This window comes from Anaerotignum sp. (assembly GCF_017483025.1).
In the GTDB taxonomy this organism is placed as follows: Bacteria; Bacillota; Clostridia; order Lachnospirales; family Anaerotignaceae; genus Anaerotignum_A.
This window is the reverse complement of sequence record NZ_JAFUMA010000066.1, coordinates 54614-80405: the sequence shown is the minus strand read 5'-3', so window position 1 is coordinate 80405 and position 25792 is coordinate 54614. Positions and strand designations below refer to the sequence as shown.

The 25792-nt window shown below is 48.7% G+C and carries 30 protein-coding genes; 25 read left to right on the top strand and 5 right to left on the bottom strand.

The window, feature by feature from the left end:
• Nucleotides 1–2: 2 nt before the first annotated feature.
• From spoIIIAD to IJ369_RS05790, 17 genes are all read left to right on the top strand, one after another.
• A complete protein-coding gene (gene spoIIIAD, locus IJ369_RS05870; protein ID WP_290717154.1) occupies nt 3–386 on the top strand; it encodes a stage III sporulation protein AD in 384 nt (127 codons plus the stop codon).
• A gap of 11 nt (nt 387–397) precedes the next feature.
• Nucleotides 398–1516: a stage III sporulation protein AE gene (locus tag IJ369_RS05865; protein WP_290717152.1), complete on the top strand. Its 1119-nt coding sequence runs from the start codon at nt 398–400 to the stop codon at nt 1514–1516.
• A 2-nt stretch (nt 1517–1518) separates the two neighbouring features.
• Nucleotides 1519–1770, top strand: a complete 252-nt coding sequence (locus IJ369_RS05860) for a stage III sporulation protein AF (RefSeq protein ID WP_290717150.1) — start codon at nt 1519–1521, stop codon at nt 1768–1770.
• 4 nt (nt 1771–1774) lie between these two features.
• A complete protein-coding gene (locus tag IJ369_RS05855) occupies nt 1775–2332 on the top strand; it encodes a hypothetical protein (protein ID WP_290717148.1) in 558 nt (185 codons plus the stop codon).
• Nucleotides 2333–2346: 14 nt separating this feature from the next.
• On the top strand, nt 2347–2988 hold the full coding sequence (locus IJ369_RS05850) for a SpoIIIAH-like family protein (RefSeq protein WP_290717146.1): 642 nt from the start codon (nt 2347–2349) through the stop codon (nt 2986–2988).
• Between the two features lie 200 nt (nt 2989–3188).
• Entirely contained in the window at nt 3189–3554 is a 366-nt protein-coding gene (locus tag IJ369_RS05845) for an Asp23/Gls24 family envelope stress response protein (RefSeq protein ID WP_290717144.1), read from the top strand.
• Between the two features lie 121 nt (nt 3555–3675).
• Nucleotides 3676–4074 carry a transcription antitermination factor NusB gene (gene nusB, locus IJ369_RS05840; protein ID WP_290717142.1) on the top strand — a complete coding sequence of 133 codons (399 nt, stop codon included), beginning with the start codon at nt 3676–3678 and terminating at the stop codon, nt 4072–4074.
• A complete protein-coding gene (xseA, locus tag IJ369_RS05835; protein WP_290717140.1) occupies nt 4071–5306 on the top strand; it encodes an exodeoxyribonuclease VII large subunit in 1236 nt (411 codons plus the stop codon). The genes nusB and xseA overlap by 4 nt, the downstream gene beginning before the upstream one ends.
• Nucleotides 5281–5514 carry an exodeoxyribonuclease VII small subunit gene (gene xseB / locus IJ369_RS05830; protein WP_290717137.1) on the top strand — a complete coding sequence of 78 codons (234 nt, stop codon included), beginning with the start codon at nt 5281–5283 and terminating at the stop codon, nt 5512–5514. The genes xseA and xseB overlap by 26 nt, the downstream gene beginning before the upstream one ends.
• Nucleotides 5514–6401 (top strand): polyprenyl synthetase family protein, encoded by an 888-nt coding sequence (locus tag IJ369_RS05825; protein ID WP_290717135.1) that lies wholly within the window; start codon nt 5514–5516, stop codon nt 6399–6401. The genes xseB and IJ369_RS05825 overlap by 1 nt, the downstream gene beginning before the upstream one ends.
• A 41-nt stretch (nt 6402–6442) precedes the next feature.
• The gene (locus tag IJ369_RS05820) at nt 6443–6874 is read left to right on the top strand and encodes a divergent PAP2 family protein (protein WP_290717134.1); all 432 of its coding nucleotides are present in this window, start codon (nt 6443–6445) and stop codon (nt 6872–6874) included.
• A 42-nt stretch (nt 6875–6916) separates the two neighbouring features.
• Nucleotides 6917–8776 carry a 1-deoxy-D-xylulose-5-phosphate synthase gene (gene dxs, locus IJ369_RS05815; RefSeq protein ID WP_442859672.1) on the top strand — a complete coding sequence of 620 codons (1860 nt, stop codon included), beginning with the start codon at nt 6917–6919 and terminating at the stop codon, nt 8774–8776.
• Nucleotides 8777–8778: 2 nt separating this feature from the next.
• Nucleotides 8779–9609 (top strand): TlyA family RNA methyltransferase, encoded by an 831-nt coding sequence (locus IJ369_RS05810; RefSeq protein ID WP_290717129.1) that lies wholly within the window; start codon nt 8779–8781, stop codon nt 9607–9609.
• Between the two features lie 9 nt (nt 9610–9618).
• Nucleotides 9619–10473, top strand: coding sequence for an NAD(+)/NADH kinase (locus IJ369_RS05805; protein WP_290717128.1), 855 nt, complete (start codon nt 9619–9621; stop codon nt 10471–10473).
• Between the two features lie 37 nt (nt 10474–10510).
• Nucleotides 10511–10966 carry an arginine repressor gene (gene argR, locus IJ369_RS05800; protein WP_290717127.1) on the top strand — a complete coding sequence of 152 codons (456 nt, stop codon included), beginning with the start codon at nt 10511–10513 and terminating at the stop codon, nt 10964–10966.
• 20 nt (nt 10967–10986) lie between these two features.
• On the top strand, nt 10987–12663 hold the full coding sequence (gene recN / locus IJ369_RS05795) for a DNA repair protein RecN (protein WP_290717126.1): 1677 nt from the start codon (nt 10987–10989) through the stop codon (nt 12661–12663).
• A gap of 94 nt (nt 12664–12757) precedes the next feature.
• On the top strand, nt 12758–13234 hold the full coding sequence (locus tag IJ369_RS05790; RefSeq protein WP_290717123.1) for a superoxide dismutase family protein: 477 nt from the start codon (nt 12758–12760) through the stop codon (nt 13232–13234).
• 40 nt (nt 13235–13274) lie between these two features.
• Here IJ369_RS05790 and IJ369_RS05785 read toward each other — a convergent pair whose 3' ends face one another.
• A complete protein-coding gene (locus tag IJ369_RS05785; protein WP_290717121.1) occupies nt 13275–13700 on the bottom strand; it encodes a helix-turn-helix domain-containing protein in 426 nt (141 codons plus the stop codon).
• 370 nt (nt 13701–14070) lie between these two features.
• On the opposite strand from IJ369_RS05785, the gene nifS reads away from it, so the two are divergent.
• Both nifS and nifU read left to right on the top strand, forming a co-directional pair.
• A complete protein-coding gene (gene nifS / locus IJ369_RS05780; RefSeq protein ID WP_290717120.1) occupies nt 14071–15252 on the top strand; it encodes a cysteine desulfurase NifS in 1182 nt (393 codons plus the stop codon).
• A 65-nt stretch (nt 15253–15317) separates the two neighbouring features.
• Entirely contained in the window at nt 15318–15749 is a 432-nt protein-coding gene (nifU, locus tag IJ369_RS05775; RefSeq protein ID WP_290717118.1) for a Fe-S cluster assembly scaffold protein NifU, read from the top strand.
• 97 nt (nt 15750–15846) lie between these two features.
• On the opposite strand, the gene IJ369_RS05770 is transcribed toward nifU, so the two are convergent.
• Nucleotides 15847–17094: a shikimate kinase gene (locus IJ369_RS05770; protein WP_290717117.1), complete on the bottom strand. Its 1248-nt coding sequence runs from the start codon at nt 17092–17094 to the stop codon at nt 15847–15849.
• Nucleotides 17095–17295: 201 nt separating this feature from the next.
• On the opposite strand from IJ369_RS05770, the gene IJ369_RS05765 reads away from it, so the two are divergent.
• The 3 genes from IJ369_RS05765 (at nt 17296) to clpB (ending at nt 21933) form a co-directional block, all read left to right on the top strand.
• Nucleotides 17296–18912, top strand: coding sequence for a glycoside hydrolase family 10 protein (locus IJ369_RS05765; protein ID WP_290717116.1), 1617 nt, complete (start codon nt 17296–17298; stop codon nt 18910–18912).
• A gap of 13 nt (nt 18913–18925) precedes the next feature.
• A complete protein-coding gene (locus tag IJ369_RS05760; protein WP_290717115.1) occupies nt 18926–19165 on the top strand; it encodes a hypothetical protein in 240 nt (79 codons plus the stop codon).
• 185 nt (nt 19166–19350) lie between these two features.
• Nucleotides 19351–21933: an ATP-dependent chaperone ClpB gene (gene clpB / locus IJ369_RS05755; RefSeq protein ID WP_290717114.1), complete on the top strand. Its 2583-nt coding sequence runs from the start codon at nt 19351–19353 to the stop codon at nt 21931–21933.
• A gap of 47 nt (nt 21934–21980) precedes the next feature.
• On the opposite strand, the gene IJ369_RS05750 is transcribed toward clpB, so the two are convergent.
• Nucleotides 21981–23138 (bottom strand): MFS transporter, encoded by a 1158-nt coding sequence (locus IJ369_RS05750; protein ID WP_290717112.1) that lies wholly within the window; start codon nt 23136–23138, stop codon nt 21981–21983.
• Between the two features lie 210 nt (nt 23139–23348).
• Between IJ369_RS05750 and IJ369_RS05745 the strand changes: the two genes are divergently transcribed.
• The gene (locus tag IJ369_RS05745) at nt 23349–23861 is read left to right on the top strand and encodes an ECF transporter S component (protein WP_290717110.1); all 513 of its coding nucleotides are present in this window, start codon (nt 23349–23351) and stop codon (nt 23859–23861) included.
• A gap of 3 nt (nt 23862–23864) precedes the next feature.
• On the top strand, nt 23865–24605 hold the full coding sequence (locus IJ369_RS05740) for an amidohydrolase family protein (protein WP_290717108.1): 741 nt from the start codon (nt 23865–23867) through the stop codon (nt 24603–24605).
• Nucleotides 24606–24641: 36 nt separating this feature from the next.
• Here IJ369_RS05740 and IJ369_RS05735 read toward each other — a convergent pair whose 3' ends face one another.
• Together IJ369_RS05735 and IJ369_RS05730 are read right to left on the bottom strand one after the other, a co-directional pair.
• A complete protein-coding gene (locus IJ369_RS05735) occupies nt 24642–24821 on the bottom strand; it encodes a hypothetical protein (protein ID WP_290717106.1) in 180 nt (59 codons plus the stop codon).
• A 1-nt stretch (nt 24822) separates the two neighbouring features.
• The gene (locus tag IJ369_RS05730; RefSeq protein WP_290717104.1) at nt 24823–24996 is read right to left on the bottom strand and encodes a hypothetical protein; all 174 of its coding nucleotides are present in this window, start codon (nt 24994–24996) and stop codon (nt 24823–24825) included.
• 98 nt (nt 24997–25094) lie between these two features.
• On the opposite strand from IJ369_RS05730, the gene IJ369_RS05725 reads away from it, so the two are divergent.
• Nucleotides 25095–25760, top strand: coding sequence for a YigZ family protein (locus tag IJ369_RS05725; protein WP_330612949.1), 666 nt, complete (start codon nt 25095–25097; stop codon nt 25758–25760).
• The last annotated feature ends 32 nt before the right edge of the window (nt 25761–25792 follow it).

Below are 25792 nucleotides of genomic sequence, written 5' to 3'. Positions count from 1 at the left end.
AAATGGAGATGGGAAGGATCATCGCTCTGGGACTGGTAGGGACGGTATTTGCTGTCCTGCTGAAAAAGGAAAACCCACAAATCGCTATGCTGGTTGCTGCCGTCACGGGCATTTTGATTTTCGGTTTGATTTGTGTTCCCTTGGGAAATCTGGTCGCCCTGTTACGGGAAACAGCGGAAAAAGCCGGTGTGGGCAGCGGATATTTTGCCGTGGTGCTGAAAGTCATCGGCATCGCCTATCTGACCCAGTTTGGCGCGCAGCTTTGCGCCGATGCAGGGGAAGGGGCCGTGGCGGCAAAAATCGAACTGGCGGGAAAGATTTTGATGATGACGGCGGCGGCTCCCGTGCTGACGGGATTGCTGGAATTGGTCATGGGGCTGGTATAGGGGGGAGCAGGATGAAGAGATGTTTGCTGATCATGGTTCTGCTCCTTTTCGCTTTGCCGACGGCGGCATTCGCAGCGGAAATAGATACACAAACGATTGAAGCGGAGCTGGAAAAACTGGAGACGGAAGCCGTGGATGAAGCGGCAGAGGATTTGGACGCTGATGTGGGATTTTCAAAGCTGCTGAAAGATGTTTTGTCAGGAGATTTTGATTTCACCTTTGCAGGGCTGAAAGAGGAAATAATGGAGGCGGCCTTCGGGGAATTTCGCACCCAGGGGAAACTGCTGACCCAACTGCTTCTGGTGGTGATTTTGAGTGCCATTTTGAAGCAGTTCAACGATTCCTTTCAGGGAAAGTCTGTGGGAGAAATGGGCTTCTATATTTGCTATATGGTGCTGGTTGTGGTGATTCTATCCTCGTTTTATGCCATTTCTGAGGGCGTTGTGGAGAGGATGAAGGGGATTTGTGGGGCATTTGGGGCGATGGTGCCCATTTTTCTGATTCTTTCTGCCTCCTCCGGTAACCTGACCCAGGGAGCATTGATGGGGCCGGCTATCATGGGCGGCTCGGCGGCGTTGTCTGTTGCGGTCAGTTATATCATTATTCCTGCTATCCTGTTGGCAATTGCTTTGGAAATGGCAGATCATATTTCGGAACGGCCCATCCTTGGAAAATTTGCAGAGCTTCTGCGGCAATGCATCAGCTGGGGCATGAAGGGTGCGGCGATGGCCTTTATGCTGCTGATTTCCCTGCAAAAGATCGGCGGCGGAGCATTGAATGGCCTGGCGGCAAAAACGGCGAAGATCGCCGTAGGGGCTGTGCCTGTGGTGGGGAATGTCATGGGCGGTGCGGTGGAAACGGCGGCGGCTGTGGCAGGCACTTTAAAAAGCGGTACGCTGGTTGCGGCGGCGGTGTTTTTGCTGCTTTTATGCATCCCTTTGGTGGTGAAGCTGCTGGTCATCATGCTGGTGTTCAAGCTGACGGCAGCAGCGGCGGAATTTATTTGTGAGGAACGGCTGGTGGATTGCATTTCTGCCGCAGGGGAATACACTGGGCTTCTTCTTGGCGTGGTTTTCCTGGGGGAAGGGATGTTTTTATTTTCAGCACTGCTTTTGTTGGGAGGCTTGTAGGCATGATGGAAGCATTTACGGCATATATTAAAACCATAACTGCATTGACCATTTTCTCTGCTTTGGTGGGCATCCTCCTGCCCGAGGGGAAGTATCGCCGCTACGCGGAGTTGGTGCTGGGGGTACTGGTGCTGACAGCGGTGCTGAGCCCCTTTCTTCGGCTGTTCGGTGAAACGGAGGGTTTCGAACTGCCAGCTATGAGACTGGAGCAGGAATGGTCAGATACATACAACGGATTTACAAAAGAAGGGTGAGAAGATGCAAAAGGATGTTTTTAAGGGGCTGTTTAGCCCGGAAAACAAGAAGATGCGCAGTAATGTGTTTCTGGCGCTGATGGCGGGCATCCTGCTTTTGGCGGCGGGAAAGAGCTTTTCTTCCTTTGGCGGGGATGCACCGGAGGTTTCGTCGCAGGAGGAACGTACGGAGACAGCCATCGGCAATGACGGGGAGACCGAAAAACGCATGGCAGAGATCCTCTCCAAAATCGAAGGGGCGGGACAGGTGGACGTGATGCTGACCTACCGCAGGACGGAGGAAAAGACCGTTGCCCGAGATGAGGTGCGGGAGGAATCCTACACAGAGGACGGCGGAAAAACTTCGGAAAGCCTGCGAGTGGAAAACACCGCCATCCTGACGGAGGATAAAAGCGGCAATACCTCGCCTCTTATCCTTTCGGAAACATCGCCGGAGGTGGAAGGGGTCGTCATTGTGGCGGAAGGCGGCGGAGATGCCACCGTTTGCGCGGCGCTCAATCAGGCGGCACAGGCGCTTCTGGATGTGCCTGCCCATAAGATCGCAGTTTTGAAAATGAAATAGAGGGGGAAATGGGAATGTTTGTCATTAAGAGGAATCAAGTAGTGGTCACCGCATTGGCAGTGATGATCGCAGCAGCGGGGTATTTGAATTTTCAGGAAAGCCGTTCTTCGGAAGGGAACCAGACAGCGCTGCAGCTGACAGAAGAAGGGGACGTGACGGCGCTGGTGGATTACTCCGCTCTGCCCGATGATATCGATACGGCGGAACTGGCGCTTGACCCTATCACGGCGGAAGTGGCGGAGACTACGGGAGACGGTGCAGCCATCTATGTTTCTGCCGGCAGCGAGGCCCTGACAGGCTCTGAATATTTTGCGGAAGCAAAGCTGGACAGAGAACAGTCCCGGGCGAAGCAGAAGGATATCCTGACAGAAATGCTGAATAATGAAAACATCAGCCAGGAACAGAAAGCGAAATGCACAGAAAACATGATGCAGCTGCAGGAACGCATCGAAAAGGAAACGGCGGCGGAAGCCATGATCGAATCCAAGGGCTTCAGCGAAGCCTATGTCCGCATCGATGATGATACAGTGGATGTTGTGGTAGATAAGGACAGCCTGACGGATGCGGAAGTAGCCCAGATCGAAGATATCGTGAAGCGGAAAACGGGGATGGATGCATCCAAGATCCGCATCAACACATTACAGAAAGCAAAATAAGGGAAAGTCAGAGAGGGTCGCTTGCACGGCCCTTTTTTATGCATGAATTCCTGCATAATTCATTGCAAAAAAGGTGACTATCTGTTATAATCAAAACATAATTATGCGCGGAAAAAAGGTATTGTTTGGAATTTCCCGCAAGGTATACAGGATTTTTGCATGAAATCATGAATAAAACCCAAAAACAGGAGGTAAGGAACATGTCTGAAAATAAAATGAATGGCCAGATCCAGATCGCAGATGAAGTGGTAGGCGTGATCGCTGTGACAGCAGCACTGGAAGTGGAAGGCGTTGTAGCCGGCGCCCATGGCAAAGGCATTGTGGAATTCTTTGGCAAAAAAGGTCACACAAAATGCGTGAAGATCGCCAAGGATGAAAACGAAGCAGTGTTGGATATGGAAATCATTGTGAAATTCGGCACAAAGGTGCAGAAGGTCGCTGCAGAAGTGCAGGAAAGAGTAAAATCCACAGTGGAAACCATGACAGGCCTGAATGTGGCTGCTGTAAATGTCAGCGTTTCCGGCGTTGTGAAGGAAAAAGAAGCGAAAGCTGAGGATGAAGAATAATCATCGGTGAAAATGTATGCAAACGGGTTTCATGGTTTATGCCGATGGAACCCGTCTGGTGTTTTAAAGGGAAATTTACTGAGACGAAAATGTTTTCGTGTATGAAATACGGAGGTATGTTATGAGCCGAAGAAGTGCGAGAAAGAATGCGTTTTTCCTGCTGTTCCAGATGGATTTCAGCGAAGCGGCAGAATTTGAACAGGTGAAAGAACTTTTCTTTGCAGAAAAGGATGAGCCTGTGGAAGAAACAGAAAAAGCATTCATCCTTTCCGAAGTGGAAGGGGTAAATGAACATATGGATGAGATCGACGGTATGATCGCTGCATGCGCAAAGGGTTGGGACCCTGAACGCATGAATAAAGTGGATCTGGCCATCCTGCGACTGGCTGTTTACGAAATGAAATTTGGGGAAACACCCGTTGGCGTTGCCATCAACGAAGCAGTGGAACTGGCGAAAAAATTCAGCTCTGATGAAGCGCCTGCTTTCATCAACGGCGTGCTGGGCAAGGTAGCAAAATGATCGAACCGAAGGTTTTCTCGGTGGGGCAGATCAACCGATATATCAAAAATCTGCTGGAAAATGATTTTATACTCAACAGCCTTCTGGTGCAGGGGGAAATTTCCAATTTTAAGGCCCATTCAAGCGGCCATTGGTATTTCACCCTGAAAGACGCCCAGGGGGCCATTTCCTGTGTCATTTTTCGACAGGATGCTATGCAGATCCCCTTTGAGCCGGAAAACGGCATGAAAGTGATTTTGTATGGACATGTTTCCCTTTACGAGAAAACAGGGCAATATCAGCTGTATGGTGAATTTCTGGAACCTGTGGGCATGGGTGCTCTGCAGATCGCCTTTGAGCAGATGAAGGAAAAACTGGCGGCGGAAGGCCTGTTTGATGCAGATTTCAAGAGAGAAATTCCTGAGCATGTGGGCTGTATCGCTGTCATTACTTCCCCTACAGGGGCGGCGGTGCGGGATATTATCCAGATTGCGAAAAGACGAGACCCTCGCGTGAAAATTGCGGTTTTCCCTACGCTGGTGCAGGGGGAATATGCAGCGGAGGATATCGTAAAGTCCATCAAACTGGCAAACGGCTGGGGACAGGCAGATGTCATCATCCTTGGCCGCGGCGGTGGTTCTATGGAAGATTTGTGGGCGTTCAATGAGGAGATCGTTGCTCGCGCCATTTTTGCATCGGAATTACCTGTCATTTCCGCAGTGGGCCATGAAACGGATTTTACCATTGCGGATTTTGTATCGGATATGCGGGCGCCTACGCCATCTGCGGCGGCGGAACTGGCGACGGAGCCATTGGATAGAATCAAAGCGGATTTGGAGGAACTGATGAATCGTCTTGACAGAGACGTGCAGGCGGTTCTGACCACATCCAAGCGCCGACTGGAATTTTTGAAGGAGCGCCCCGTTTTGAAGCGTCCTTTGGAACGCATCCAGCGGACACAAATGTATTTGGAAGAAAAGGAACGGCTTTTGCTGCGAGAAACTTTGCGAAAGCTGGAGAAGGATAAACAGAAGCTGACGGCGGCAGAAGCCAGATTGGAGGCAGTCTCTCCTTTCTCCATCATGCAGAGGGGCTATGCCCTGCTGATGGATGAAAAGGGAAAGCCTGTGACGACGGCGGAAGCGGCAGCAGTTGGACAGGCTGTGCAGGTGCGCATGAAAGACGGCATCCTGCGGGCAGAAGTAACAGGAAAGGCGGTGTTTGCCCATGGCGAAAAAGAAGCTATCCTTTGAGGAAGCGATGGAACGCTTGGAGGAGATCGTGGAACAGCTGGAGCAGGAGGAAGCACCGCTGGAAACAGCTGTTGCATTGTATAAAGAGGGGTTGAGCCTTTCTGCCCTGTGCAAGGAAAAGCTTGCAGCGGCAGAAGGTGAGATCGTCCTTCTCAGGAAAGAAGCAGGACTTTGGCAGGAAGAGCCTTTTCAGGCGGAGGTTGACTGATGATGGATTTAAAACAGGAAATGAAAGATAGATGCGCCTATATTGAAGCAGCATTGGAAAAATCCGTACCCGAACAGCAGGAATTTCCCCCTGTGATTTTTGAAGCCATGCGCTATAGCCTGATGGCGGGCGGTAAAAGACTGCGCCCTATGATGGTGCTGGCGGCCTGCGAGGCAGTTGGCGGCAAGAAGGAAGATGCTCTGCCCTTTGCCTGCGCATTGGAAATGATTCATACCTATTCCCTGATCCATGATGATCTGCCTGCCATGGATAACGATGATTATCGCCGCGGCAGACTGACAAGCCATAAGGTATTCGGCGAAGATATGGCGATTTTGGCTGGCGATGGCCTGCTGCATCATGCCATGGAGACTATGGCGGATGCCTGTCTGAAAAATCCCACACCCCAGACCACAGGCGCTATGAAAGCCATTGCCCATGGGGCTGGCATTTTCGGTATGCTGACGGGGCAGGTGGTGGATGTGCATTTTGAAGGCAAACCACTGGATATCGAAACGCTGGATTTTATCCATTTGCATAAAACAGCGGCAATGATCCGTGGGGCACTGGAAGCGGGCGCTATCGTTGGCGGTGCCGACAAAGAAACGGCGGAACAGTTCGGTCTGGCTGGGGAAAAGATCGGTGTAGCGTTCCAGATTCTGGATGACATTCTGGATGTGACAAGCACACTGGAAGAATTGGGCAAACCCATCCACAGTGATGAAAAGAATGAGAAAACAACATACGTAACACTGTTTGGCATCGAAAAATCCAGAGAAATTGCGGCGAAGCTTTCCGATGAAGCCATTGATATCTGGAAAAAACAGGGAGAAAGCTGCGAATTTTTGCTGGAACTGACAAAATATCTTTTGACCAGAACATTTTGAGGAGTATTCCTTTTTAAAATAAGCAGAAAGAAGGCGAGTCTATGTATAACTTCGAAGCGATTCTGCAAAATACACCCCTTTGGGCTGCCATCATTGGCTGGGCAGCAGCACAGGGTATCAAAATTATTTTGACACTCATTACGGAAAAACGATTTGATGCATCCCGCATCATGGGGACAGGCGGCATGCCCAGCTCCCATTCCTCTTTTACTATGGCATTGTCCTTTAGTATCGCGAAATACCATGGGTTCGATTCCCCGTTATTTGCCGTGGCGCTGATCTTTTCTTTCGTTACCATGTATGATGCCCAGGGCATCCGAAGAGCAGCAGGCAGACATGCGGAAATTTTGAACGACCTGATTCTGGATCATAAGATGCCGGATGTAGGCGAATTGAAGGAACTTCTGGGGCATACCCCTCTGGAAGTTGCCGCGGGGGCAGTATTGGGTATCATCATTGGCCTTTGGCTTTGATGCATTTTGTAGCAATAGAGAGTTGGTGAAATCGTGGACGGAATTTTGAAACACATCCATTCCACTGAAGATATCAGAAAATTGAACGATACAGAACTGAAGCAGCTGTGTAAAGAGCTGCGCAAATTCCTTTTGCAGAAGGTTTCCAAGACCGGCGGTCATCTGGCCAGCAATCTGGGCGTGGTGGAGCTGACGGTGGCTTTGGAATACTGCTTCGATCTGCCGAGGGACAAAATCGTATGGGATGTAGGCCATCAGGCTTATATCCATAAGATTTTGACGGGCAGAAAGGAAGGCTTCGACCATCTGCGACAGATGGATGGCCTGAGCGGCTTCCCGAAGCCCAATGAAAGCGATTGTGATGCTTTTGCGGCGGGGCACAGCTCCACGTCTATTTCTGCGGCATTGGGTCTGGCAAAGGCAAGAGACCTGATGGGCGGGAAGGAACATGTCATTGCAGTCATCGGGGATGGCTCCATGACGGGCGGCCTGGCCTACGAAGCGCTGAACAACGCCGGCAGAGAACATACTCGTCTGATCGTCATTCTGAATGACAATCAGATGTCTATCGATACAAATGTGGGCGCCATGAGCAAGCACCTGAACAATCTCCGCACCAGCTATCAGTATCGCGGCTGGAAGGAAGCGGTGAAGCAGTTCAGAGACAACGTGCCTGTCATTGGCGAAGGGACATATCAGGTGCTGAAAAACATGCGCGATGGGGCGAAGATGCTGTTGACCCAAGGGGCATTGTTTGAACAGCTGGGCTTCAAATATATCGGCCCTGTGGATGGGCATGATTTGCCCGATATGATTGAATTGTTCCAGAATGTAAAAGAAATGAACCGCCCTGTCCTCATCCATGTGAAGACCATCAAGGGCAAAGGCTATCCCTATGCGGAGGAACGCCCCTGGGATTACCACGGCGTAGGCGCTTTTGACCTGAAAACAGGCCTTTCCACTTCCAAAGGCGGTAAAAGCTGGTCTTCCGTTTTCGGGGAGAAGATGGTGGAAATTGGTAAGAAAAACAGCAAGGTGGTCGGCATCACTGCAGCCATGAGCGGCGGCACAGGTTTTGAAAAATTTCAGAGAGCCTTCCCGAAACGCTTCTTTGACGTGGCCATTGCGGAACAGCATGGCACCACCTTTGCGGCAGGACTGGCGAAAGGCGGTATTACCCCTGTTTTTGCGGTGTATTCCTCTTTCCTGCAAAGGGCCTATGATCAGATCGTTCATGACGTTTGCATGCAGAACCTGCATGTGGTATTTGCCATCGACAGAGCGGGTATCGTCGGCGCAGACGGGGAGACCCATCAGGGCGTATTTGATCTGTCCTTCCTGGGCCATATTCCCAACATGACTGTCCTTTCTCCAAAGAATGACTGGGAACTGGAAGAAATGCTGGATTTCGCCATCAATAAATGGGATGGCCCTATTGCGGTGCGTTACCCCAGAGGCGCGGCGGAAACAGCATTCGAGGAAAATAAACAGCCTGTCCAATATGGCAAGGCAGAACTCATTCAGGAAGGTGAAAGAATTGCCATTCTGGCAGAAGGCCATATGCTGAAAGCGGCGGCGGAAGCGGCGAAAATGCTGGAAGCGGATGGATACCATCCCATGCTGGTGAATATGCGTTTCATCAAGCCTGTGGATGAAGAAATGCTGCGAAAAGCGGCGGAAAAATGTGAGCATATCGTAACTGTGGAGGACAACCTTCGCAAGGGCGGTCTTGGCTCCAAAGTATTGGAATTTTACGGGGACGCGGGCATTCAGGCAGATGTGCTGAATCTGGCTTTCCCAGACAAATATATCGAACAGGGCACGCAGAACCAGCTTTTTGAACGGTATGGGTTGGATGCTGCGGGCATCTATGAAAGCATTAAAAAGAGATTGGGAGAATGACCATGGCAGAAAAGGTAGAAAAAGAAAGATTAGACGTTTTACTGGTACAGCAGGGTCTGGCAAACTCCAGAGAACTGGCGAAAGCATATATCATGGCGGGCAACGTTTATGTTGACGGCCAGAAGGAAGATAAAGCAGGTACAAAGGTTGCCGTAAACGCCAATATCAAGGTAAAAGGCAGCCAGATGAAATATGTCAGCCGCGGCGGCTACAAGCTGGAAAAAGCCATCAATGAATTTGGCGTGCAGTTGGAAGGCAAGATTTGTCTGGATATCGGTGCATCCACCGGTGGCTTTACAGATTGTATGCTGCAGAATGGCGCCAGCAAGGTTTATGCCATCGACGTAGGCTATGGTCAGTTTGCGTGGAAGTTGCGCAATGATGAGAGGGTCGTTTGTCTGGAAAAGACTAACGTGCGCTATGTGACCCATGAACAGGTGCCCGATGAGGGTGATTTTGCCTCTATCGATGTTTCCTTTATTTCCCTGACGAAGGTGCTGCCTGCAGTGTTGGGCGTCTTGGGCTCCAAGGGTCAGCTGGTATGCCTCATCAAGCCTCAGTTTGAAGCGGGCAGAGAAAAGGTCGGCAAAAAGGGCGTAGTCAGAGATATCAACGTACATAGAGAGGTCATCGAAATGATCGTGAATTATGTGCGTGCTCAGAATCTGGGGATTCTGGCGCTGGATTTCTCTCCCATCAAGGGCCCCGAAGGTAATATCGAATATCTCATTTATCTGGACAAGAGCCAGAGCGGTATGAGCGAAGAAGAAGTGGCGGCAAGACTGGAAGAAGTCGTGTCCGAATCGCATAAAATACTTTCAGCAGAGAAATGAGGTGCTGAAATGAAAAAAGTAGCAATTTTACCCAACGTACAGAAGGATAAAGAGCTTGCCGTAACGAAACGACTGGTGAACTATCTGCTGGAAAAGGGCTGTGAGCCTCAGCTTTCCGAAAAGGTGGCGGAACTGGCGGAGCTGCCCCAGTATGCCAGAGAGGAAAAAGAGCTTTATCAGAACAGCGATTTTTTGATTTCCCTGGGCGGCGATGGCACGCTGCTGGGGGTCGGCAGAAGAACGGCCCATTTTGATAAGCCGATCCTTGGTATCAATCTGGGGACACTGGGCTTTTTGACGGCGGAGGAAAAAAACAACGCGGAGCTGGCCATCGATAAGGTGCTCAGCGGTCATTATAAACTGGAACAGCGCATGATGCTGGAGTGCAGCCTTGCCAAGGGTGACGTGCGGGAAACAGGGATGATCGCCCTGAATGATATCTGCATCACTCGCGGCAATCTGTATAAAATTCTGGAATTCAATGTGTTTGTAAACGATGAATACGTAGACACCCTGATGGCTGATGGTGTTATCATCTGTACGCCCACAGGCTCCACTGCTTATAACCTTTCTGCAGGCGGCCCTGTTCTGAAGGCAGATGCCCAGATCATGGCCATCACGCCTATCTGCCCCCATACGCTGAACAGCAGACCTATCGTGGTCTCTGCAGACGATGTGGTGACGGTGGAGGTCAACCCCAACAGAGAGGATACCCCTTTCACCATCAGCGCCGACGGGCAGGATAACAAGACCGTGACGGGCAAAAACGTGGTGCAGATCCGCCGGGCGGAAGTATGTACGACCATTATCAAAACAAAACCACAGAGTTTTTATGAAGTATTGCGACATAAATTATCCAAGTGATTTTTTCTTTCTGTAAAAAGTAAGGAGGGTTGCAGCGATGAAAATCGCCAGACATGCAAAAATTTTGGAACTGATCGAAAATTACGATATCGAAACACAGGATGAACTGGCGCAGAAGCTTTGCGAAGAAGGCTTTATGGTGACCCAGGCCACCGTTTCCCGTGATATTCGCGAAATGAAGCTGACAAAGATCGCCACAGAAAAAGGGCGTCAGAAATATGCAGTCATTACCGGGAACGACACAGAGGTGACAGAACGGCTGACCCGTGTCTTCAAGGAAGCTGTGCTGAAGATGGATTATGCCCAGAATATGATCGTCATCAAAACACTGGATGGCATGGGCATGGCTGTGGCTGTTGCCCTGGATAATATGCAGAACAGCGAGATTTTGGGGACGATTGCCGGGGACGATACGGTTTTCTGCGTGGTGCGCACCCATAATCAGGCGGCAGTCATCATCGAAAAACTCTATCGCATCATCCATAGCGCCTGAATGGCAAGGAGGGACGCTTTATGCTGGAACATCTGCATATCAAAAATGTGGCACTCATCAGGGAAAGTGAGATTTCCTTTGGGGAGGGGCTGAATATCCTGACGGGCGAAACGGGCGCGGGTAAATCCATGGTCATCGATTCTCTGCAGTTTGCCCTGGGCGGCAGAGCAGGGAAGGACTTTCTGCGCCGCGGCGAAAAACAGGCTTCTGTAGAGGCTTTATTTGCTGTGGATACAAAAGCCTTGCGGGAAAAACTGGAGGAAAATGGCATCGAGCCGGAAGAGGACGGCTCTGTCCTTATCACCCGTACTCTCAGCGAAACGGGGAAATCCGTCTGCCGTGTCAATGGCTCCACGGTCACCGTTGGTATGTTGAAGGAAATTGCCGAAGACCTGATCGATATTTATGGACAGCATGAGCATCAGTCCCTGTTGAACCCTTCGAAGCATATCCGCCTGCTGGATCGTTTCTGCGGCGCAGGCTTTGGCGATGCTATGGAGGAATATAAGAGAAGCTGGCATGCATTGAAGGAGCTGGAGAAACAGTTGGATGCCCTTATGGGGGATGAAAGCCAGAGGGAACAGCGCATGGATATCCTTTCCTTCCAAAAAGAAGAATTGGAAGCGGGAGAATTGCGTTTAGGAGAGGAAGAAGAGCTGCTGGAGCAGAAAAAACGACTGGGCAGCATGGAAAAGCTGATGCATCTGACGGGGGAAAGCATTGCGCTCCTTTATGATGGCAATAGAGATATGCCTTCTGCCTGTGACCAGTTGGGGGATGCCCTGGCAAAACTGCAGGAAGCAGCGGAATACGACAACAGTCTGCAGTCCTTTGTGGATGCACTGGCGGATGCCTATGCGGCAGTAGAAGATGCGGCAAGGGAACTGAAACGGGAAGCGGACAGACAGGAAGCTGACCCCGAAACTCTGGAGGAGATCGAGGAACGCCTGCAGCTGATTTACAAATTAAAACGAAAATATGGCGGCAGCGTAGAAGCTGCCCTGGCCTTTTATGATAAAGTGGTGGAAGAATTGGATTTCCTTTCCAACAGCAGCGAAATAGTGGCTGAATTGATGGCGGAAAAGGAAAAGGAACTGAAAAAACTGACACAGGCGGCGGATACCCTGACTGCCCGCAGAAAAGCCACGGCAGAGCAGGTTGCGGAACAGATTGAAGCAGCCCTACAGGATATGGAAATGAAAAATGCCAGATTCCATATCCAGATCGACGAAAAAGCCGACTGGGGTGCAGACGGCAAAGATAAGGTGGAATTCCTGATCTCCGCCAATGCAGGGGAAAGCCTGAAGCCCCTGGCAAAGATCGCATCTGGCGGGGAAATGAGCCGCGTCATGCTGGCACTGAAAACGGTGCTGGTAGATGCGGATGAGATCGGGACGTTTATTTTCGACGAGATCGACACCGGTGTCAGCGGCAGAACAGCCCGCAAGGTGGGCGAAAAGATGCGATTCCTTGGAGGAAAGCGTCAGATCCTTTGCATTACCCATCTGCCCCAGATTGCAGCTATGGCAGACAGCCATTTTCTTATCGAAAAGGAAAGCAACGGTGAAGAAACGACGACTAAAGTCACTCCGCTGGAGGGGGAAGGCTCCGTGCTGGAAGTGGCAAGGCTGATGGGCGGCAGCGACGTGACGGAGACCACATTAGCGGCAGCCAGAGAACTTATTATAGAAAAATAATGCATGTGGATATTAGGACTACATTTCGTAGTCCTTTTTCTTTTGCACAAAGGATAAGCATTAGGGATAGGATGGTGAAAAAGGGGAGAAGAAAATGGTTTCTTTGCGGGAATTTCAAATGGATATCTTAGAGGAGCTGGAGAATATGCCCTCTGCTGTGGCAATGCTGAGGGGCTCCGCTGTTTATCCTGATCTGAAAGGGACGGTATGGCTTTTTCAGATGAATGGTGGCGTGATGGTCATTGCGGATATCAGCGGCCTGCCGGAGCAGAATACCTGTGGCGGGGTATTCGGTTTCCATATTCATGAAGGCACAGGCTGCGGCGGGGATGATTTTGCGGAAACGAAGGGGCATTACAACCCGAAAAACTGTGAGCATCCTTACCATGCGGGGGATTTGCCGCCTCTCTTTTCCAACAACGGCAGCGCATATATGGCAGTACTGACAGACAGGTTCATGCCGGAAGATGTCATCGGGCGAACGGTAGTTATCCATCTGCACCCGGATGATTTTATGACCCAGCCTGCGGGGAATAGTGGGATGAAGATTGCCTGCGGTGTGATCCGATAAAATAAAAAAGACTATGGGATTTTCCATAGTCTTTTGGTTTTTAGCGATATTCTTCAGGCTTCTGTGCCACTCTTAGGACCGTGCTCTTTGGCTCATGCTCTCCATAGGTCAGGTTTTGCAGATGGGGCTTTATGCGAGACTGGCGGTCTACCAAGAACTGCATATACAGCATCAGGTCATCCTTGCTGTCATCATTCAGCATGGCATAATAGCGGCGGAATTCATTGAATTCAGCAGTTTCATCATCGATCACGTAGGGGTGACGGATATCATTGACCCCCAGCAGATAATCCATGGATACATTGAAAATAGAAGCGATCTTTTTCAGATCGGGGATAGAAGGCTGATTTCGACCGGATTCATAGTTAGCGATCGCTGTATAACCATAGTTGAGCATTTCGCCCAGCTTGACCTGGGTCAGTTTTTTTTCTTTTCTAAGCGCTTTTAAGCGATCTTTGAATTCCATTGGTTCACCTCTTTTATCTTGCCAAAAATCTTCTCCGCAAATGAATCAAAAAACAAATTGCGGTGAAAACTTTTTATATTCTAACCGATTTCAGGATAAATATTATTTACCCACGAAAACTCATTTCTTATTATACGGATAATTATTTGGACGGAAAAGGTAGCGACACAGATACAATGAAAAAGTTGAAAAATATTCGCAAAATGTGAAGTTTTCGCATATTTTATTCAAGGAGTAAAACATTTATCAAGAATTTGGGAAAGATTACAGTTTCCTATTGACATATGTCGGTAAAGATGATACATTTAAATCACACAAAGCATATAAAAATACTATGATATATAAATAAGAGAGTGAGAGGAGATTTTATATGAGTACAAAAATGTATTTTGACAACGCAGCAACAACACCTGTAAGAGAAGAAGTACTGCAGGAAATCCTGCCTTATTTTAGAGAACATTACGGCAATGCTTCTAGCGTATACGCCGTTGCAAAAGAAAGCAAAAGAGCCCTGGAAAATGCAAGAGCACAGGTGGCAGCAGCCATCAATGCGCAGCCTGATGAAATTTATTTCACAGCCGGCGGTTCTGAAAGCGACAATACAGCTCTGAGAGGCGTGGCAGAAGCATACGCTTCCAAAGGCAACCATATCATCACAACAAAGATTGAACATCACGCCATCCTGCACACAGCAGAATATCTGGAAAAACATGGCGTAGAAGTAACATACCTGGGCGTAGATGAATATGGCAAGATTTCTCTGGAAGAACTGGAACAGGCTATCCGCCCTGAAACAGTCCTGATTTCCGTAATGTTTGCTAACAACGAAATCGGTACAATTCAGCCTATCAAAGAAATCGGTGAAATCGCAAGAAAACATGGCGTTCTGTTCCACACAGATGCTGTACAGGCTGTAGGCCATGTACCTATCGATGTAGAAGCAATGCATATCGACCTGCTGTCCATGAGCGGTCATAAGTTGGGCGCACCTAAGGGCATCGGCGCTCTGTATATCAGAAAAGGTACAAAAGTAACACCTCTGATCTTTGGCGGCGCACAGGAAAAGAAACAGCGTGCCGGCACAGAAAATATCCCCGGTATCGTAGGTATTGGTAAGGCCGCAGAACTGGCAGTGGCAGAAATGGAAACAACGACAGCAAGACTGGTGGCTTTGAGAGATAAACTGATCAAGGGTATTCTGGAAAGCATCCCTTACAGCCGTCTGAATGGTCATCCTGTAGACAGACTGCCCGGCAACGCAAATATTTCCTTCTCCTATATCGAAGGTGAATCTCTGCTGCTTCTGTTGGATGCACTGGGTATTGCCGCTTCCAGCGGTTCTGCCTGCACATCCGGTTCCCTGGATCCTTCTCACGTGCTGATGGCGATTGGTTTGCCTCATGAAACAGCTCATGGCTCCCTGAGATTGACTATGGACAGAGATAACACAGAAGAAGAAGTTGATTTCATTCTGGAAAAACTGCCCGGCATCGTACAGAGACTGAGAGATATGTCTCCTGTTTACGAAGATGCGATGAAAGCAAATAAATAATGAAAGAAAAATGATAATAAGATTGGAAATATAGAAAACTAGGAATATACAAAGGAGGATCCTTTATGGAATACAGCGAAAAGGTAATGGATCATTTTATGAATCCCAGAAATGTTGGCGAGATTGAAGATGCCAGCGGCATTGGCCAGGTAGGCAATATGAAATGCGGCGACATCATGAAAGTATATCTGAAAATCGAAGACGGCATCATTCAGGATGCGAAATTCAAAACATTTGGCTGCGGCGCAGCCGTTGCCACAAGCTCCATGGCGACAGAACTGGTAAAAGGCAAAACAATTCAGGAAGCACTGGAAGTAACAAATAAAGCTGTTATGGAAGCCCTGGATGGTCTGCCTCCTGTAAAGGTACACTGTTCCTGTCTGGCGGAGGAAGCATTGCATGCTGCCCTGTGGGACTATGCACAGAAAAACAATGTTACAATCGAAGGATTGGAACCCCCTGTAAATGATATCGACGAAAAACATCATCACGAATAAAAGATAGCATATAAATAAACTCAAAGTACACCCCTCTATTACAAAAGAACCCCCTTCCCAAATCGGGAAGGGGGCTTTGTTTGTTGTATTGATTTATTTATTTCAGTGTTTTTTCATAGGCCGCAAGGATGGCTTCCAGGCCTTCCTCCAGAGTACCGCTATTTTCGGCAACGGCTTCTGCTGCCGCGGTGTAAAGGGGGATACGTTCCTGATAGAGCTTCAGGGTAGCCGCCTGATCGGGGGCAAGGGGTCTGCCGTGGCCGCTCTGGAGCAGGTCGCCTTCTCTTTTCAGCCAGATGGTGCGCCCGTTGCGGCGCAGATATTCCACATTCAGGGGATTTTTCACGATGCCGCCGCCGGTAGAGATGACTGCATTATTCAGGTTGGAAACCTCATGCTGTACTTCTGTTTCGATGGCACGGAAGGCAGGTTCCCCTTCTTTAGCAAAGAAATCGGAGATGGGCATGCCGATGCGTTCCACGATGATTTCATCCGTATCCACAAAGGTCTTGCCCAGCTTTTCTGCCGCCAGCTTGCCCAGGGTGGTCTTGCCGCAGCCGCTCATGCCCACCAGCACCAGGTTGGAGCGTTCTTTCACCAGACCGGTGTTGATCTCTGCGATGCGGGCATCGTCGATTTGGGTATCCAGAAAAATTTCCACAGCATATTTTGCCTGAGCCACCAGCATTTCCAGGCCACCCGCCGCGTTGATGCCTCTTTTTTCTGCCTCTAAAATGAGCTGTGTGCGCAAGGGATTATATACTACATCTGCAATACCGCTCAGATTGGGGAATCTGCTCAAATCGATGGGGCAGTCATCGGATTTGGGATACATGCCCACAGGTGTTGTGTTGACAATGATCTCTGCGTCGGAATGGTTTTTATAACATTCTTCGTATGTGATAGTAGCGGGGTTTTCCTTATAATATACCGTTAAAATTTCAGATGCGCCCAGCTCTTCCAAAACAGCGATGATTGCCTTGGATGCGCCGCCTTTGCCCAGCACCAGGGCTTTTTTTCCTGCCACGTCGATGCCGTTATTCTGCAGCATATAGCGGAAGCCGTAAAAGTCTGTGTTATAGCCTTTGAGCTTGCCGCCTCTGTTGACGATGGTATTGACCGCGCCGATCTTCTGTGCGTGGGCATCCACTTCATCCAGATAGGGGATGACAGTTTCTTTATAGGGAATGGTCACATTCAGAGCGGAGAATTTCTTTTCCGTCATAAAGGTATCCAGTTCTTCTCTCGTTAAGGGAATCAGGTCGTATGTATAGTCCGCCAGCTGTTCATGGATGATCTTGGAAAAGCTGTGTCCTAATTTTTCGCCGATCAGGCCGTATCTCATGGGAATCCACCTCATATCTTTCGTTTTTTCTATCAAAGGATAGGATGTATCTATCTTAATGCAAATAGAAAATTTATGCAATCTCTTTTTCGGGAAGAAGTTTAAGGTTTTTGTAATGTTTTTTCCGGGGATTCTATGATAAACTGATACCATTAGGGGAAAAGACATAATTTTAAAATCAGAAGAAATCAGGTGATACATATGAATAAATATTTGAAAAAACTTTGTACAGGTGTCCTTTGTGGTGTGATCAGCGTGGTGAGCATCGGCGCCCAGGAGGTTTATGCGGCGGACGCAACGGATATGCGGGCAGTCTGGATCTCTACGGTCTACAGTGCCGATTATCCCTCTACCACGAATAATGAGGATGCCCAGAAGAACGAATTTATCCAGAAGCTGGAGAAGGCCCAGGAATTGGGGCTGAATACGGTTGTGGTTCAGGTGCGCCCTAAGGGCGATGCCTTCTATGAATCCGACTTGAACCCCTGGAGTGCCGTACTGACGGGAGTGCAGGGCATGGACCCCGGTTATGATCCGATGGAATTTATGATCGAAGAGACCCATAAGAGGGGCATGGAATTCCATGCATGGATGAACCCCTACCGCATCACTACTTCCGGCACAGACCTGACGGCTCTTTCTGCTGATAATATGGCGAGACAGCACCCCGATTGGATCCTGACCTATAATGGGGCTATGTATTACGACCCTGCCAATGGGGACGTGCAGGAGTACATCTGCGATACAGTGGAAGAAATCGTGGAAAACTACGATGTGGATGCCATCCATTTTGACGACTATTTCTATCCTTCCAATTATCCTCTGCCCGAGGGAGAGGACAGGGACGGCGTGGTGGCAAATGAACGCCGCGGAAATGTGGATGATCTGATCAAAAAGGTTTACAAGACCATCAAAAACGCCGATTCCTCTGTAGAATTCGGCATCAGCCCCATGGGTATCTGGAAAAACAGCACTTCTGATGACGAAGGTTCAGCCACAAGGGGCACAGAAGGCTATTATTCCGTTTTTGGCGATGCGAAAAAATGGGTAGAAAAAGGCTGGGTGGATTATATCGTGCCCCAGATCTACTGGGAACAGGGCAATGCCTACGCCGATTATGAAACGTTGGTAGAATGGTGGAGCGACGTTGTGGAAGGGACAGGCGTAAAGCTGTATATTGGCCACGGTATTTATAAAGATGTTGTTGCGGCGGAAGTGACAGAGCAGCTGGAAGTCAACGAAGACTATAACGTAAATGGCAGCTTCTTTTTCAGCCTGCGTGATCTGCTGAACAACAGACAGGGCTGTGCCGATGCTTTGCAGGCATATTATGCAGAAGTGGACAAGCCTGTTGTCGTTCCCGAACCTGAACCTGAAAAGCCCGTAAATGTAGAGAAAAAATGGGCATATGCAGGCCGTGCTAAGGTGACAGTAGATGGCAGGGCGGTGGATTTCCAGGTCTATACCATCGACGATTATACATACTTCAAGCTGAGAGATATTGCCGGGGCGGTCAATGGCACAAGCAAGCAGTTCCAGACCTTCTGGGATGAAAGCAATCTGGCGATTCATCTGTTCAAAGGCGTTCCCTATTCTTCCTCCGGCAGTTCTTCTGCTGGCAGATACGGGGATACCTATGCCACCACATCCACCGCGAAGCTCTACTGCGATGGGGTGAAAAAGAGCGTCAGCGCCTTTACCATCAACGACTATACCTATTATAAGCTGCGCGACCTGGCACAGCTGCTGGATATGGGTGTGACATGGAATGAAAGTACATTCACCATCGGTATCGAGACGACACAGTCTTATAAATAAGAGGAGTAGAAATATGTCTATTTTCAAAAAGATGCAGGAAAAGCGTAATGCAGAGCGCATCCGTAAATCTGAAATGATGCAGGGCTTTACCATGCAGGCGGAACTGAGCGCGACTATCGTCAGCGTACAGATGCTGGAAGGCGATGGGGAGAAAACGAAATTCCTGGTGGAATACGCCAGCGGCAAGAAAAAAGAGGAAGAAACGGAAAATAGCAGCGCAAGATTTGCAGAGCTTTCCATGTATTTAGGATGAAATCAAGGTATCCCCGAAAGGGGATACCTTTTTTTATTCACAAAACTTTTACAAAAAAGTTTTGTTAGCACTCTTTACAACTGAGTGCTAACAATGTATAATAAGTCCTGTGGTTAGGAGAAGAAACCATTGGTTAATATAGAAAGAACTAGGTAAAACAATCCCTTTTGAAAGGTGGAATGGATATGAATATGCAGAAATTTACACAGAAATCTCTGGAAGCCATCCAGAATGCCCAGTCCAGCGCCATTGAATACGGCAACCCCATGCTGGATCAGCAGCATCTGCTGTTGGCATTGCTGCAGCAAGAGGATGGTCTAATTCCTCAGCTGCTGCAGAAAATGGAAGTGAATGTCAACGGCCTGACCCAGGCAGTAGAAAATGAAGTGAAGCGGATGCCTCGTGTCAGCGGCGGGCAGACAAGAGTTGCGGCAGATTTGGAAAAGACCCTGACCGCAGCAGAAAAGCTGGCGGAAAATATGACAGACGAATATGTTTCCGTGGAGCATATCTTTATGGCGATGGTGAACGCACCTAATAGCGTGCTGAAGGAAATGTTCCGTCAGTATAACGTCAATAAAGAAGATTTCATGAAGATGCTGGCAACTGTTCGCGGCAATACCCGCGTGACCAGTGATTCCCCCGAAGCCACTTATGATGCTCTGAAAAAATACGGCACAGACCTGGTGGAAAAAGCCAGAAGCAAAAAGCTTGACCCTGTCATCGGCCGTGATGATGAAATCAGAAACGTCATCCGTATCCTGTCCAGAAAGACAAAAAATAACCCTGTTCTGATCGGCGAACCCGGCGTTGGTAAAACAGCCATTGCCGAAGGTCTGGCACAGCGTATTGTAAAAGAGGATGTGCCTAACAGCCTGAAAGATAAGACCATCTTCTCTCTGGATATGGGTTCCCTGATCGCAGGTGCGAAATTCCGTGGGGAATTTGAAGAAAGATTGAAAGCAGTCCTGAACGAAGTGAAGAAGAGTGAAGGCAAGATTATCCTCTTCATCGATGAACTGCATACCATCGTTGGCGCAGGCAAAAGTGAAGGTGCTATGGACGCAGGCAACCTGCTGAAACCCATGCTGGCGAGAGGCGAACTGCACTGCATCGGCGCAACAACGCTGAACGAATACAGACAGTATGTGGAAAAAGACCCCGCACTGGAACGTCGTTTCCAGCCTGTATTGGTAAATGAACCTACTGTTGAGGACACGATTGCCATCCTCCGTGGTCTGAAAGAAAGATATGAAGTTTACCATGGCGTAAAAATTCAGGATCAGGCTATCATTGCGGCAGCGACATTGTCCAACAGATATATCTCCGACCGTTTCCTGCCCGATAAGGCCATCGACCTGGTGGATGAAGCCTGTGCCATGATCCGTACAGAAATGGATTCCATGCCTACAGAACTGGATATTATCCAGAGAAAGATCATCCAGCATGAAATTGAGGAAGCGGCTCTGAAAAAAGAAGATGATAAGCTTTCCAAAGAACATCTGCAGGAAATTCAGCGCGAACTGGCAGAAATGCGTGATGAATTTGCAGCCCTGCAGGCAAAATGGCAGAATGAAAAGGATGCCATCGGCGTAGTGCAGAAACTGCGTGAAGAAATCGAAGATGTAAACGCCGAAATTGAAGCGGCAGAACGCAAATATGACTTGAACAAGGCGGCGGAACTGAAATATGGCAAACTGCCTCAGCTGCAGAAGGAACTGGAAGAAAAGGAACGCATCGCCGAAAACAGCGAGCGCAACACCTTGCTGCGTGATAAGGTGACAGACGAAGAAATCGCCCGCATCATCGAACGTTGGACAGGTATCCCTGTTTCCAAGCTGATGGAAGGGGAAAGAGATAAACTGCTCCACATGGAAGATATCCTCCACGAAAGAGTAGTAGGGCAGGAAGAAGCGGTAACAAAGGTTTCCGAAGCCATTCTGAGAAGCCGTGCGGGCATCCAAAGCCCTAACAGACCCATCGGTTCCTTCCTGTTCCTGGGCCCTACGGGCGTTGGTAAGACAGAACTGGCGAAGACCTTGGCGGAATGTCTCTTTGATGATGAAAAGAACATGGTTCGTATCGACATGACCGAATATATGGAAAAATTCAGCGTGTCCCGTCTGATCGGTGCGCCTCCCGGATATGTGGGCTATGAAGAAGGCGGCCAGCTGACAGAAGCCGTACGCCGCAAACCTTATTCCGTCATCCTCTTTGATGAAGTGGAAAAGGCACATCCAGATGTATTCAATATTCTGCTGCAGGTGCTGAATGATGGTCGTATCACAGATTCTCAGGGCAGAACGGTAGATTTCAAAAATACCGTTATTATCCTGACATCCAACCTGGGTTCTTCTTATCTGCTGGATGGCATCGATGAAAACGGTGAAATCACAGACAGCGCAAGAACGGCGGTGGAAGGTATGCTGAAACAGTCCTTCCGTCCTGAATTCCTGAACAGACTGGATGAAATCGTATTCTATAAACCTCTGACAAAGGATAATATCACTCATATCATTGATCTGATCCTGAAAGATCTGAACGGCAGACTGGCAGATAAACAGCTGAAATGCGAACTGACAGAACGTGCCAAGGAACATATTATCGAAACAGGCTATGACCCTGCCTTTGGCGCAAGACCTCTGAAACGACTGGTGCAGCGTCATGTGGAAACCCTGCTGGCAAGAAAGATCATTGCTGATCAGGTAGAGCCCGGTGCAACTTTGACTGTAGACGTGGATGAAAACGAAAATTATATTGTGATTTGATCAAAAAAAGAGCCGTGCGAAAGCACGGCTTTTTTTCATGCAGATGGTTATTCGATGATGCAGTCTTTCCCAATGACCCAGCCTGCTACAGCGAGGAAGAGGGCAGAGCCAATGAGAATGAACATGGAAATCGTCCAGCTCTGCGTAGTGTCATAAAGTTTACCGAAGAGGACGGGGCCTGTCGCCGCCAGAATATAGCCTACACACTGAGCGATACCGGAAAGATTGGAGGCATCTTGGCCATTTTGGGTACGCATACCAAAGGCAGACAGGATGAAGCTGAAGGTACCGCCGGATGCAAGGGAGGCGCATACGATGGCAATCATCATCATTGGAACGGAATCTGCCAGAAGCAGGAAGGTTACTCCGAAAGCATAAGCCAGACCGATACCGGCCCCCAGAAAAGATTGACTTTTCATTTTTGCCGCCAGAATAGGAGTCAGGAAAGATGTAGGGATGCACAGCAGCATAAAGGCGGAAACGAGAAGACCTGCAATTGCGGAATCGAAGCCTTTTGCCTGAATGATGCTTGCCAGCCATGCGGCAAAGCAATAAAACATCAGAGACTGTACCCCTGTATAAAGGGTGATCCACCAGGTCAGGGGATGGCGATAGATATGGCTGCTGCTACCGTTGCTTTCGTCCGCAAGCTGAATATTTTTGCTGGGCAGGCATACCAGGAAAGTAGGGACGATCAGCACCAGCCAGACGAAAAGAGAAGCCTTCCAGCCGAAGGATACGGCGATGGGGATAGCGATGGCGCTGGCGATGCTGGCACCTAAGGAGATGCAAGTGCTGTAAAGAGAGGTCATCAGACCGATTTTATTAGGGAAATATACTTTGATGATGGCAGGAGGCAGAACGTTGCCAACGGCGATGCCGACCCCGACAATGGCAGTACCGATGTACAGACAGCTGTTGCCGCCGAAATGACGAATGAGGGTACCAAGGACAAGAACAAGTAAGCTGCCTAGTAATACATACCCTGCGCCGAATTTCTTGCAGAGAGTGCCCACAAAGGGGGAAACGACCGCAAAAGCCAGCAGGGGGATGGTGGTCAGCATACCGGTGCTGCTGCTGGAAAGGCCTGTGCTTTCCTGTACGATGCTGGCCATAGAGCCTACGCTGGTGAAAGGCCCGCGCAAACAGCAGGAAAGAAGTACGATGCCGATGGCAAGCAGGGTCAGATTTCTTCGGTTTAACATTGTTTTTCCTCCATATTCAAATTTTTACATATAATCTTCTATTTTACATACTAGCAAAAAAGGTAAAGAAAATCAATTAATGAAATTGTATCGAAACAAATCTGAAATTTGAACCCATACAATCCTGATAAAACATAGTAAAAGGGTAGGAAGTTATTTTTTGCCATGGTAAAATAAAAATTGAAATTTACAAAAGAAGGTGAGATACAAATGAAAAATTCCTATTCCAACAGAGAACTGACAAAAATGGCAATGATGGCGGCGATCACATTCATCGGGGTCTATGCGGTCAAAATTCCTTCTCCCCATGGCTATTCCCATATGGGGGATTGCATGATCTTCCTGAGCGTTTTGCTTCTGGGTACAAGGAAGGGAGCCCTGGCGGGCGGCATCGGGGCGGCTTTATCCGATTTGTTGGGGGGCTATATGCAGTGGGTGTTCCCTACATTTTTTATCAAGTATATCATGGCATGCATCATGGGTCTCTTTATTGATAAGATCATGCCCAATGCGAAATGGAACTGGTTTATCGGTTCTGTAGTGGGCGGTATCGTGCAGATCTTCCTGTATACAATGGCGAAGGTCGCTTTGTTCGACTGGGCCTATGCCATCACCAGCGTGCCCGGGCTGACCTCCCAGACTATCACAGGCATTGTTTTAGGGGCAGTTCTGGTCACATTATTCAGCAAAGCAGGCGTTATGGAAAGATTGAAGGAGATGTAAAAAATGGACGTAAAGGAATTCAAAAAAATAGATGCCCATGCCCATATTGGTGAATTTGGCGGCTGGGCGAAGCTGGCCATCAATGCGGAAGAACTGATTGCCCAGATGGATGAATATAACATTGAAAAAACATTGCTCTGTTCTCAGCCGAATGAAATTTGTCTGGATGCGGTGCAAAAATATCCGGATCGTTTTGTGGGTATGGTATATCCAAATCCTCTGGATGGTCAGAAGGCTGTTGATATGATTTATGATTATGTACAGAATAAAGGCTTCAAAGGCATCAAGGCCAACCCCTTGAAGCATGCCTATGTTGCCGATGCAGAGCTGATGGATCCCATCATGGAAGCAGCGAAGGATCTGGATATCCCTGTTTTCATGCACTGCGGACATCCTCCCTATTCTCTGCCCTGGAGCATCGCTCTCCTGGCGGAAAGACACCCTGATGTAAAACTGGTGATGATCCATATGGGGCACGGACACGGGGTATACATAGATGCGTCTTTGAAAATGGCAAAGCGTTACCCCAATCTGTATCTGGAGATGAGCGGCATGCCCATGCCTTCCAAGATCAAAGAGGCTTATGAAGAAGTTGGCCCCGACCGCATCATGTTCGGCACGGATGCCCCTTATCATCCCGCGGTGGTGGAAGCCATGAAGGTGATGACCAGCGGCCTGACGGAAAAGCAGATGGAAGATGTATTCTACAATAACTGTGCAAAGCTGATGGGTTTTCAGAAATAATAAAAAGGCTATCTGATGATTCAGATAGCCTTTTCTTCAATCGTCGGTTTTTGTGGCTGTTTTTGCAAAATGGCGCAGGGCGCTCATGGTGCGGATCTCGTTGCCATTATCGGTGATGATCTGCTTTACATCCTGAGGCAGGTCTTTGTAGAAATTTTTTGCCCTTTGGTTATTCAGCAGCAGGTCTGCCAGATCCCGATATTGTCTCCCAAACATATCAATCGTCTCCTCTCAGCAGTTTTTCAGCATAGCCCCTCAGGTCTCTGTCGTAGCGGATATTGTCGCCCCGTTCCTGAATACTTTCCTGCACATAGTCGGGCAGGGTATCGAAGAAACGGCGGGCCGCAGGGTTTTGTTCCAACAGATCACAGAGGTTTTCATATTTTCTCATCAATTTTATCACCTCGCTGTTAGGATGGACGAAAAAACGGTATTCCATGCAAAAATGATTTATGATATACTGAAAAAACGGATAAAGAATTTTTGAAAATGGTGATTATGATGCTGAAAAAATATAGAACGATTTTGGAGCAGGCGGAAGCGGAGATCGTGGAAAAGAAATCCCGCTTCATCGCCACGGTGCGCCCTGTGAAAACAGAGGAAGAAGCCCGCGCTTTTATTGAAGAAATGAAAAAGAAATACTGGAATGCCACCCATAACGTATTTGCCTACCAGATCGGGGAGAGAAATGAGCTGCAGCGTTTCAGCGACGACGGCGAGCCCCAGGGTACGGCAGGCATGCCCGTTTTGAGCGTGCTAAAGGGCGAGGATGTGAAGGATACAGCCATCGTGGTGACCCGTTATTTCGGCGGCACGCTGCTGGGCACAGGCGGTCTGGTGCGGGCCTATGGCAAGTCCGCCAAGGAAGGTCTGCTGGCAGCAGGTATTGCAGAGTTGGTGCTCTATCGCAAATATTCTGTCATTGCGGATTATACGGATTCCGGTAAGGTGCAGTATGAGATTTTGCAGGATGGCCATGAACTGTTCGATACGGTTTATACCGATAAGGTGGAGTTTATTGTGCTGGTGGAAACAGATGCGGCAGAGGCTTTTGAAAAGAAAATGACGGAAATTTTCCGCGGACAGCAGCCCTTTACCATGCTGGAAGAAATTTATGGCGTGTGGCAGGATGGGGTGCTTTCCCTGCAGGAGTAAAAAATGCGAAAATAAAAAAGAGTCCGAAAGGA

Excerpts from the sequence above, each read along its gene's own strand:
- IJ369_RS05785 (WP_290717121.1), bottom strand. The coding sequence starts at position 13,700 with ATGGAATTCAAAGATCGCTTAAAAGCGCTTAGAAAAGAAAAAAAACTG.
- IJ369_RS05865 (WP_290717152.1), top strand. The coding sequence starts at position 398 with ATGAAGAGATGTTTGCTGATCATGGTTCTGCTCCTTTTCGCTTTGCCG.
- IJ369_RS05745 (WP_290717110.1), top strand. The coding sequence starts at position 23,349 with ATGAAAAATTCCTATTCCAACAGAGAACTGACAAAAATGGCAATGATG.
- IJ369_RS05845 (WP_290717144.1), top strand. The coding sequence starts at position 3,189 with ATGTCTGAAAATAAAATGAATGGCCAGATCCAGATCGCAGATGAAGTG.
- nifU (WP_290717118.1), top strand. The coding sequence starts at position 15,318 with ATGGAATACAGCGAAAAGGTAATGGATCATTTTATGAATCCCAGAAAT.
- nifS (WP_290717120.1), top strand. The coding sequence starts at position 14,071 with ATGAGTACAAAAATGTATTTTGACAACGCAGCAACAACACCTGTAAGA.
- IJ369_RS05825 (WP_290717135.1), top strand. The coding sequence starts at position 5,514 with ATGATGGATTTAAAACAGGAAATGAAAGATAGATGCGCCTATATTGAA.
- IJ369_RS05820 (WP_290717134.1), top strand. The coding sequence starts at position 6,443 with ATGTATAACTTCGAAGCGATTCTGCAAAATACACCCCTTTGGGCTGCC.
- IJ369_RS05730 (WP_290717104.1), bottom strand. The coding sequence starts at position 24,996 with ATGAGAAAATATGAAAACCTCTGTGATCTGTTGGAACAAAACCCTGCG.
- argR (WP_290717127.1), top strand. The coding sequence starts at position 10,511 with ATGAAAATCGCCAGACATGCAAAAATTTTGGAACTGATCGAAAATTAC.
- IJ369_RS05735 (WP_290717106.1), bottom strand. The coding sequence starts at position 24,821 with ATGTTTGGGAGACAATATCGGGATCTGGCAGACCTGCTGCTGAATAAC.
- spoIIIAD (WP_290717154.1), top strand. The coding sequence starts at position 3 with ATGGAGATGGGAAGGATCATCGCTCTGGGACTGGTAGGGACGGTATTT.
- IJ369_RS05740 (WP_290717108.1), top strand. The coding sequence starts at position 23,865 with ATGGACGTAAAGGAATTCAAAAAAATAGATGCCCATGCCCATATTGGT.
- xseA (WP_290717140.1), top strand. The coding sequence starts at position 4,071 with ATGATCGAACCGAAGGTTTTCTCGGTGGGGCAGATCAACCGATATATC.
- IJ369_RS05850 (WP_290717146.1), top strand. The coding sequence starts at position 2,347 with ATGTTTGTCATTAAGAGGAATCAAGTAGTGGTCACCGCATTGGCAGTG.
- IJ369_RS05765 (WP_290717116.1), top strand. The coding sequence starts at position 17,296 with ATGAATAAATATTTGAAAAAACTTTGTACAGGTGTCCTTTGTGGTGTG.
- IJ369_RS05750 (WP_290717112.1), bottom strand. The coding sequence starts at position 23,138 with ATGTTAAACCGAAGAAATCTGACCCTGCTTGCCATCGGCATCGTACTT.
- clpB (WP_290717114.1), top strand. The coding sequence starts at position 19,351 with ATGAATATGCAGAAATTTACACAGAAATCTCTGGAAGCCATCCAGAAT.
- IJ369_RS05860 (WP_290717150.1), top strand. The coding sequence starts at position 1,519 with ATGATGGAAGCATTTACGGCATATATTAAAACCATAACTGCATTGACC.
- xseB (WP_290717137.1), top strand. The coding sequence starts at position 5,281 with ATGGCGAAAAAGAAGCTATCCTTTGAGGAAGCGATGGAACGCTTGGAG.
- IJ369_RS05855 (WP_290717148.1), top strand. The coding sequence starts at position 1,775 with ATGCAAAAGGATGTTTTTAAGGGGCTGTTTAGCCCGGAAAACAAGAAG.
- IJ369_RS05810 (WP_290717129.1), top strand. The coding sequence starts at position 8,779 with ATGGCAGAAAAGGTAGAAAAAGAAAGATTAGACGTTTTACTGGTACAG.
- nusB (WP_290717142.1), top strand. The coding sequence starts at position 3,676 with ATGAGCCGAAGAAGTGCGAGAAAGAATGCGTTTTTCCTGCTGTTCCAG.
- IJ369_RS05805 (WP_290717128.1), top strand. The coding sequence starts at position 9,619 with ATGAAAAAAGTAGCAATTTTACCCAACGTACAGAAGGATAAAGAGCTT.
- IJ369_RS05760 (WP_290717115.1), top strand. The coding sequence starts at position 18,926 with ATGTCTATTTTCAAAAAGATGCAGGAAAAGCGTAATGCAGAGCGCATC.
- IJ369_RS05725 (WP_330612949.1), top strand. The coding sequence starts at position 25,095 with ATGGTGATTATGATGCTGAAAAAATATAGAACGATTTTGGAGCAGGCG.
- IJ369_RS05770 (WP_290717117.1), bottom strand. The coding sequence starts at position 17,094 with ATGAGATACGGCCTGATCGGCGAAAAATTAGGACACAGCTTTTCCAAG.
- IJ369_RS05790 (WP_290717123.1), top strand. The coding sequence starts at position 12,758 with ATGGTTTCTTTGCGGGAATTTCAAATGGATATCTTAGAGGAGCTGGAG.
- recN (WP_290717126.1), top strand. The coding sequence starts at position 10,987 with ATGCTGGAACATCTGCATATCAAAAATGTGGCACTCATCAGGGAAAGT.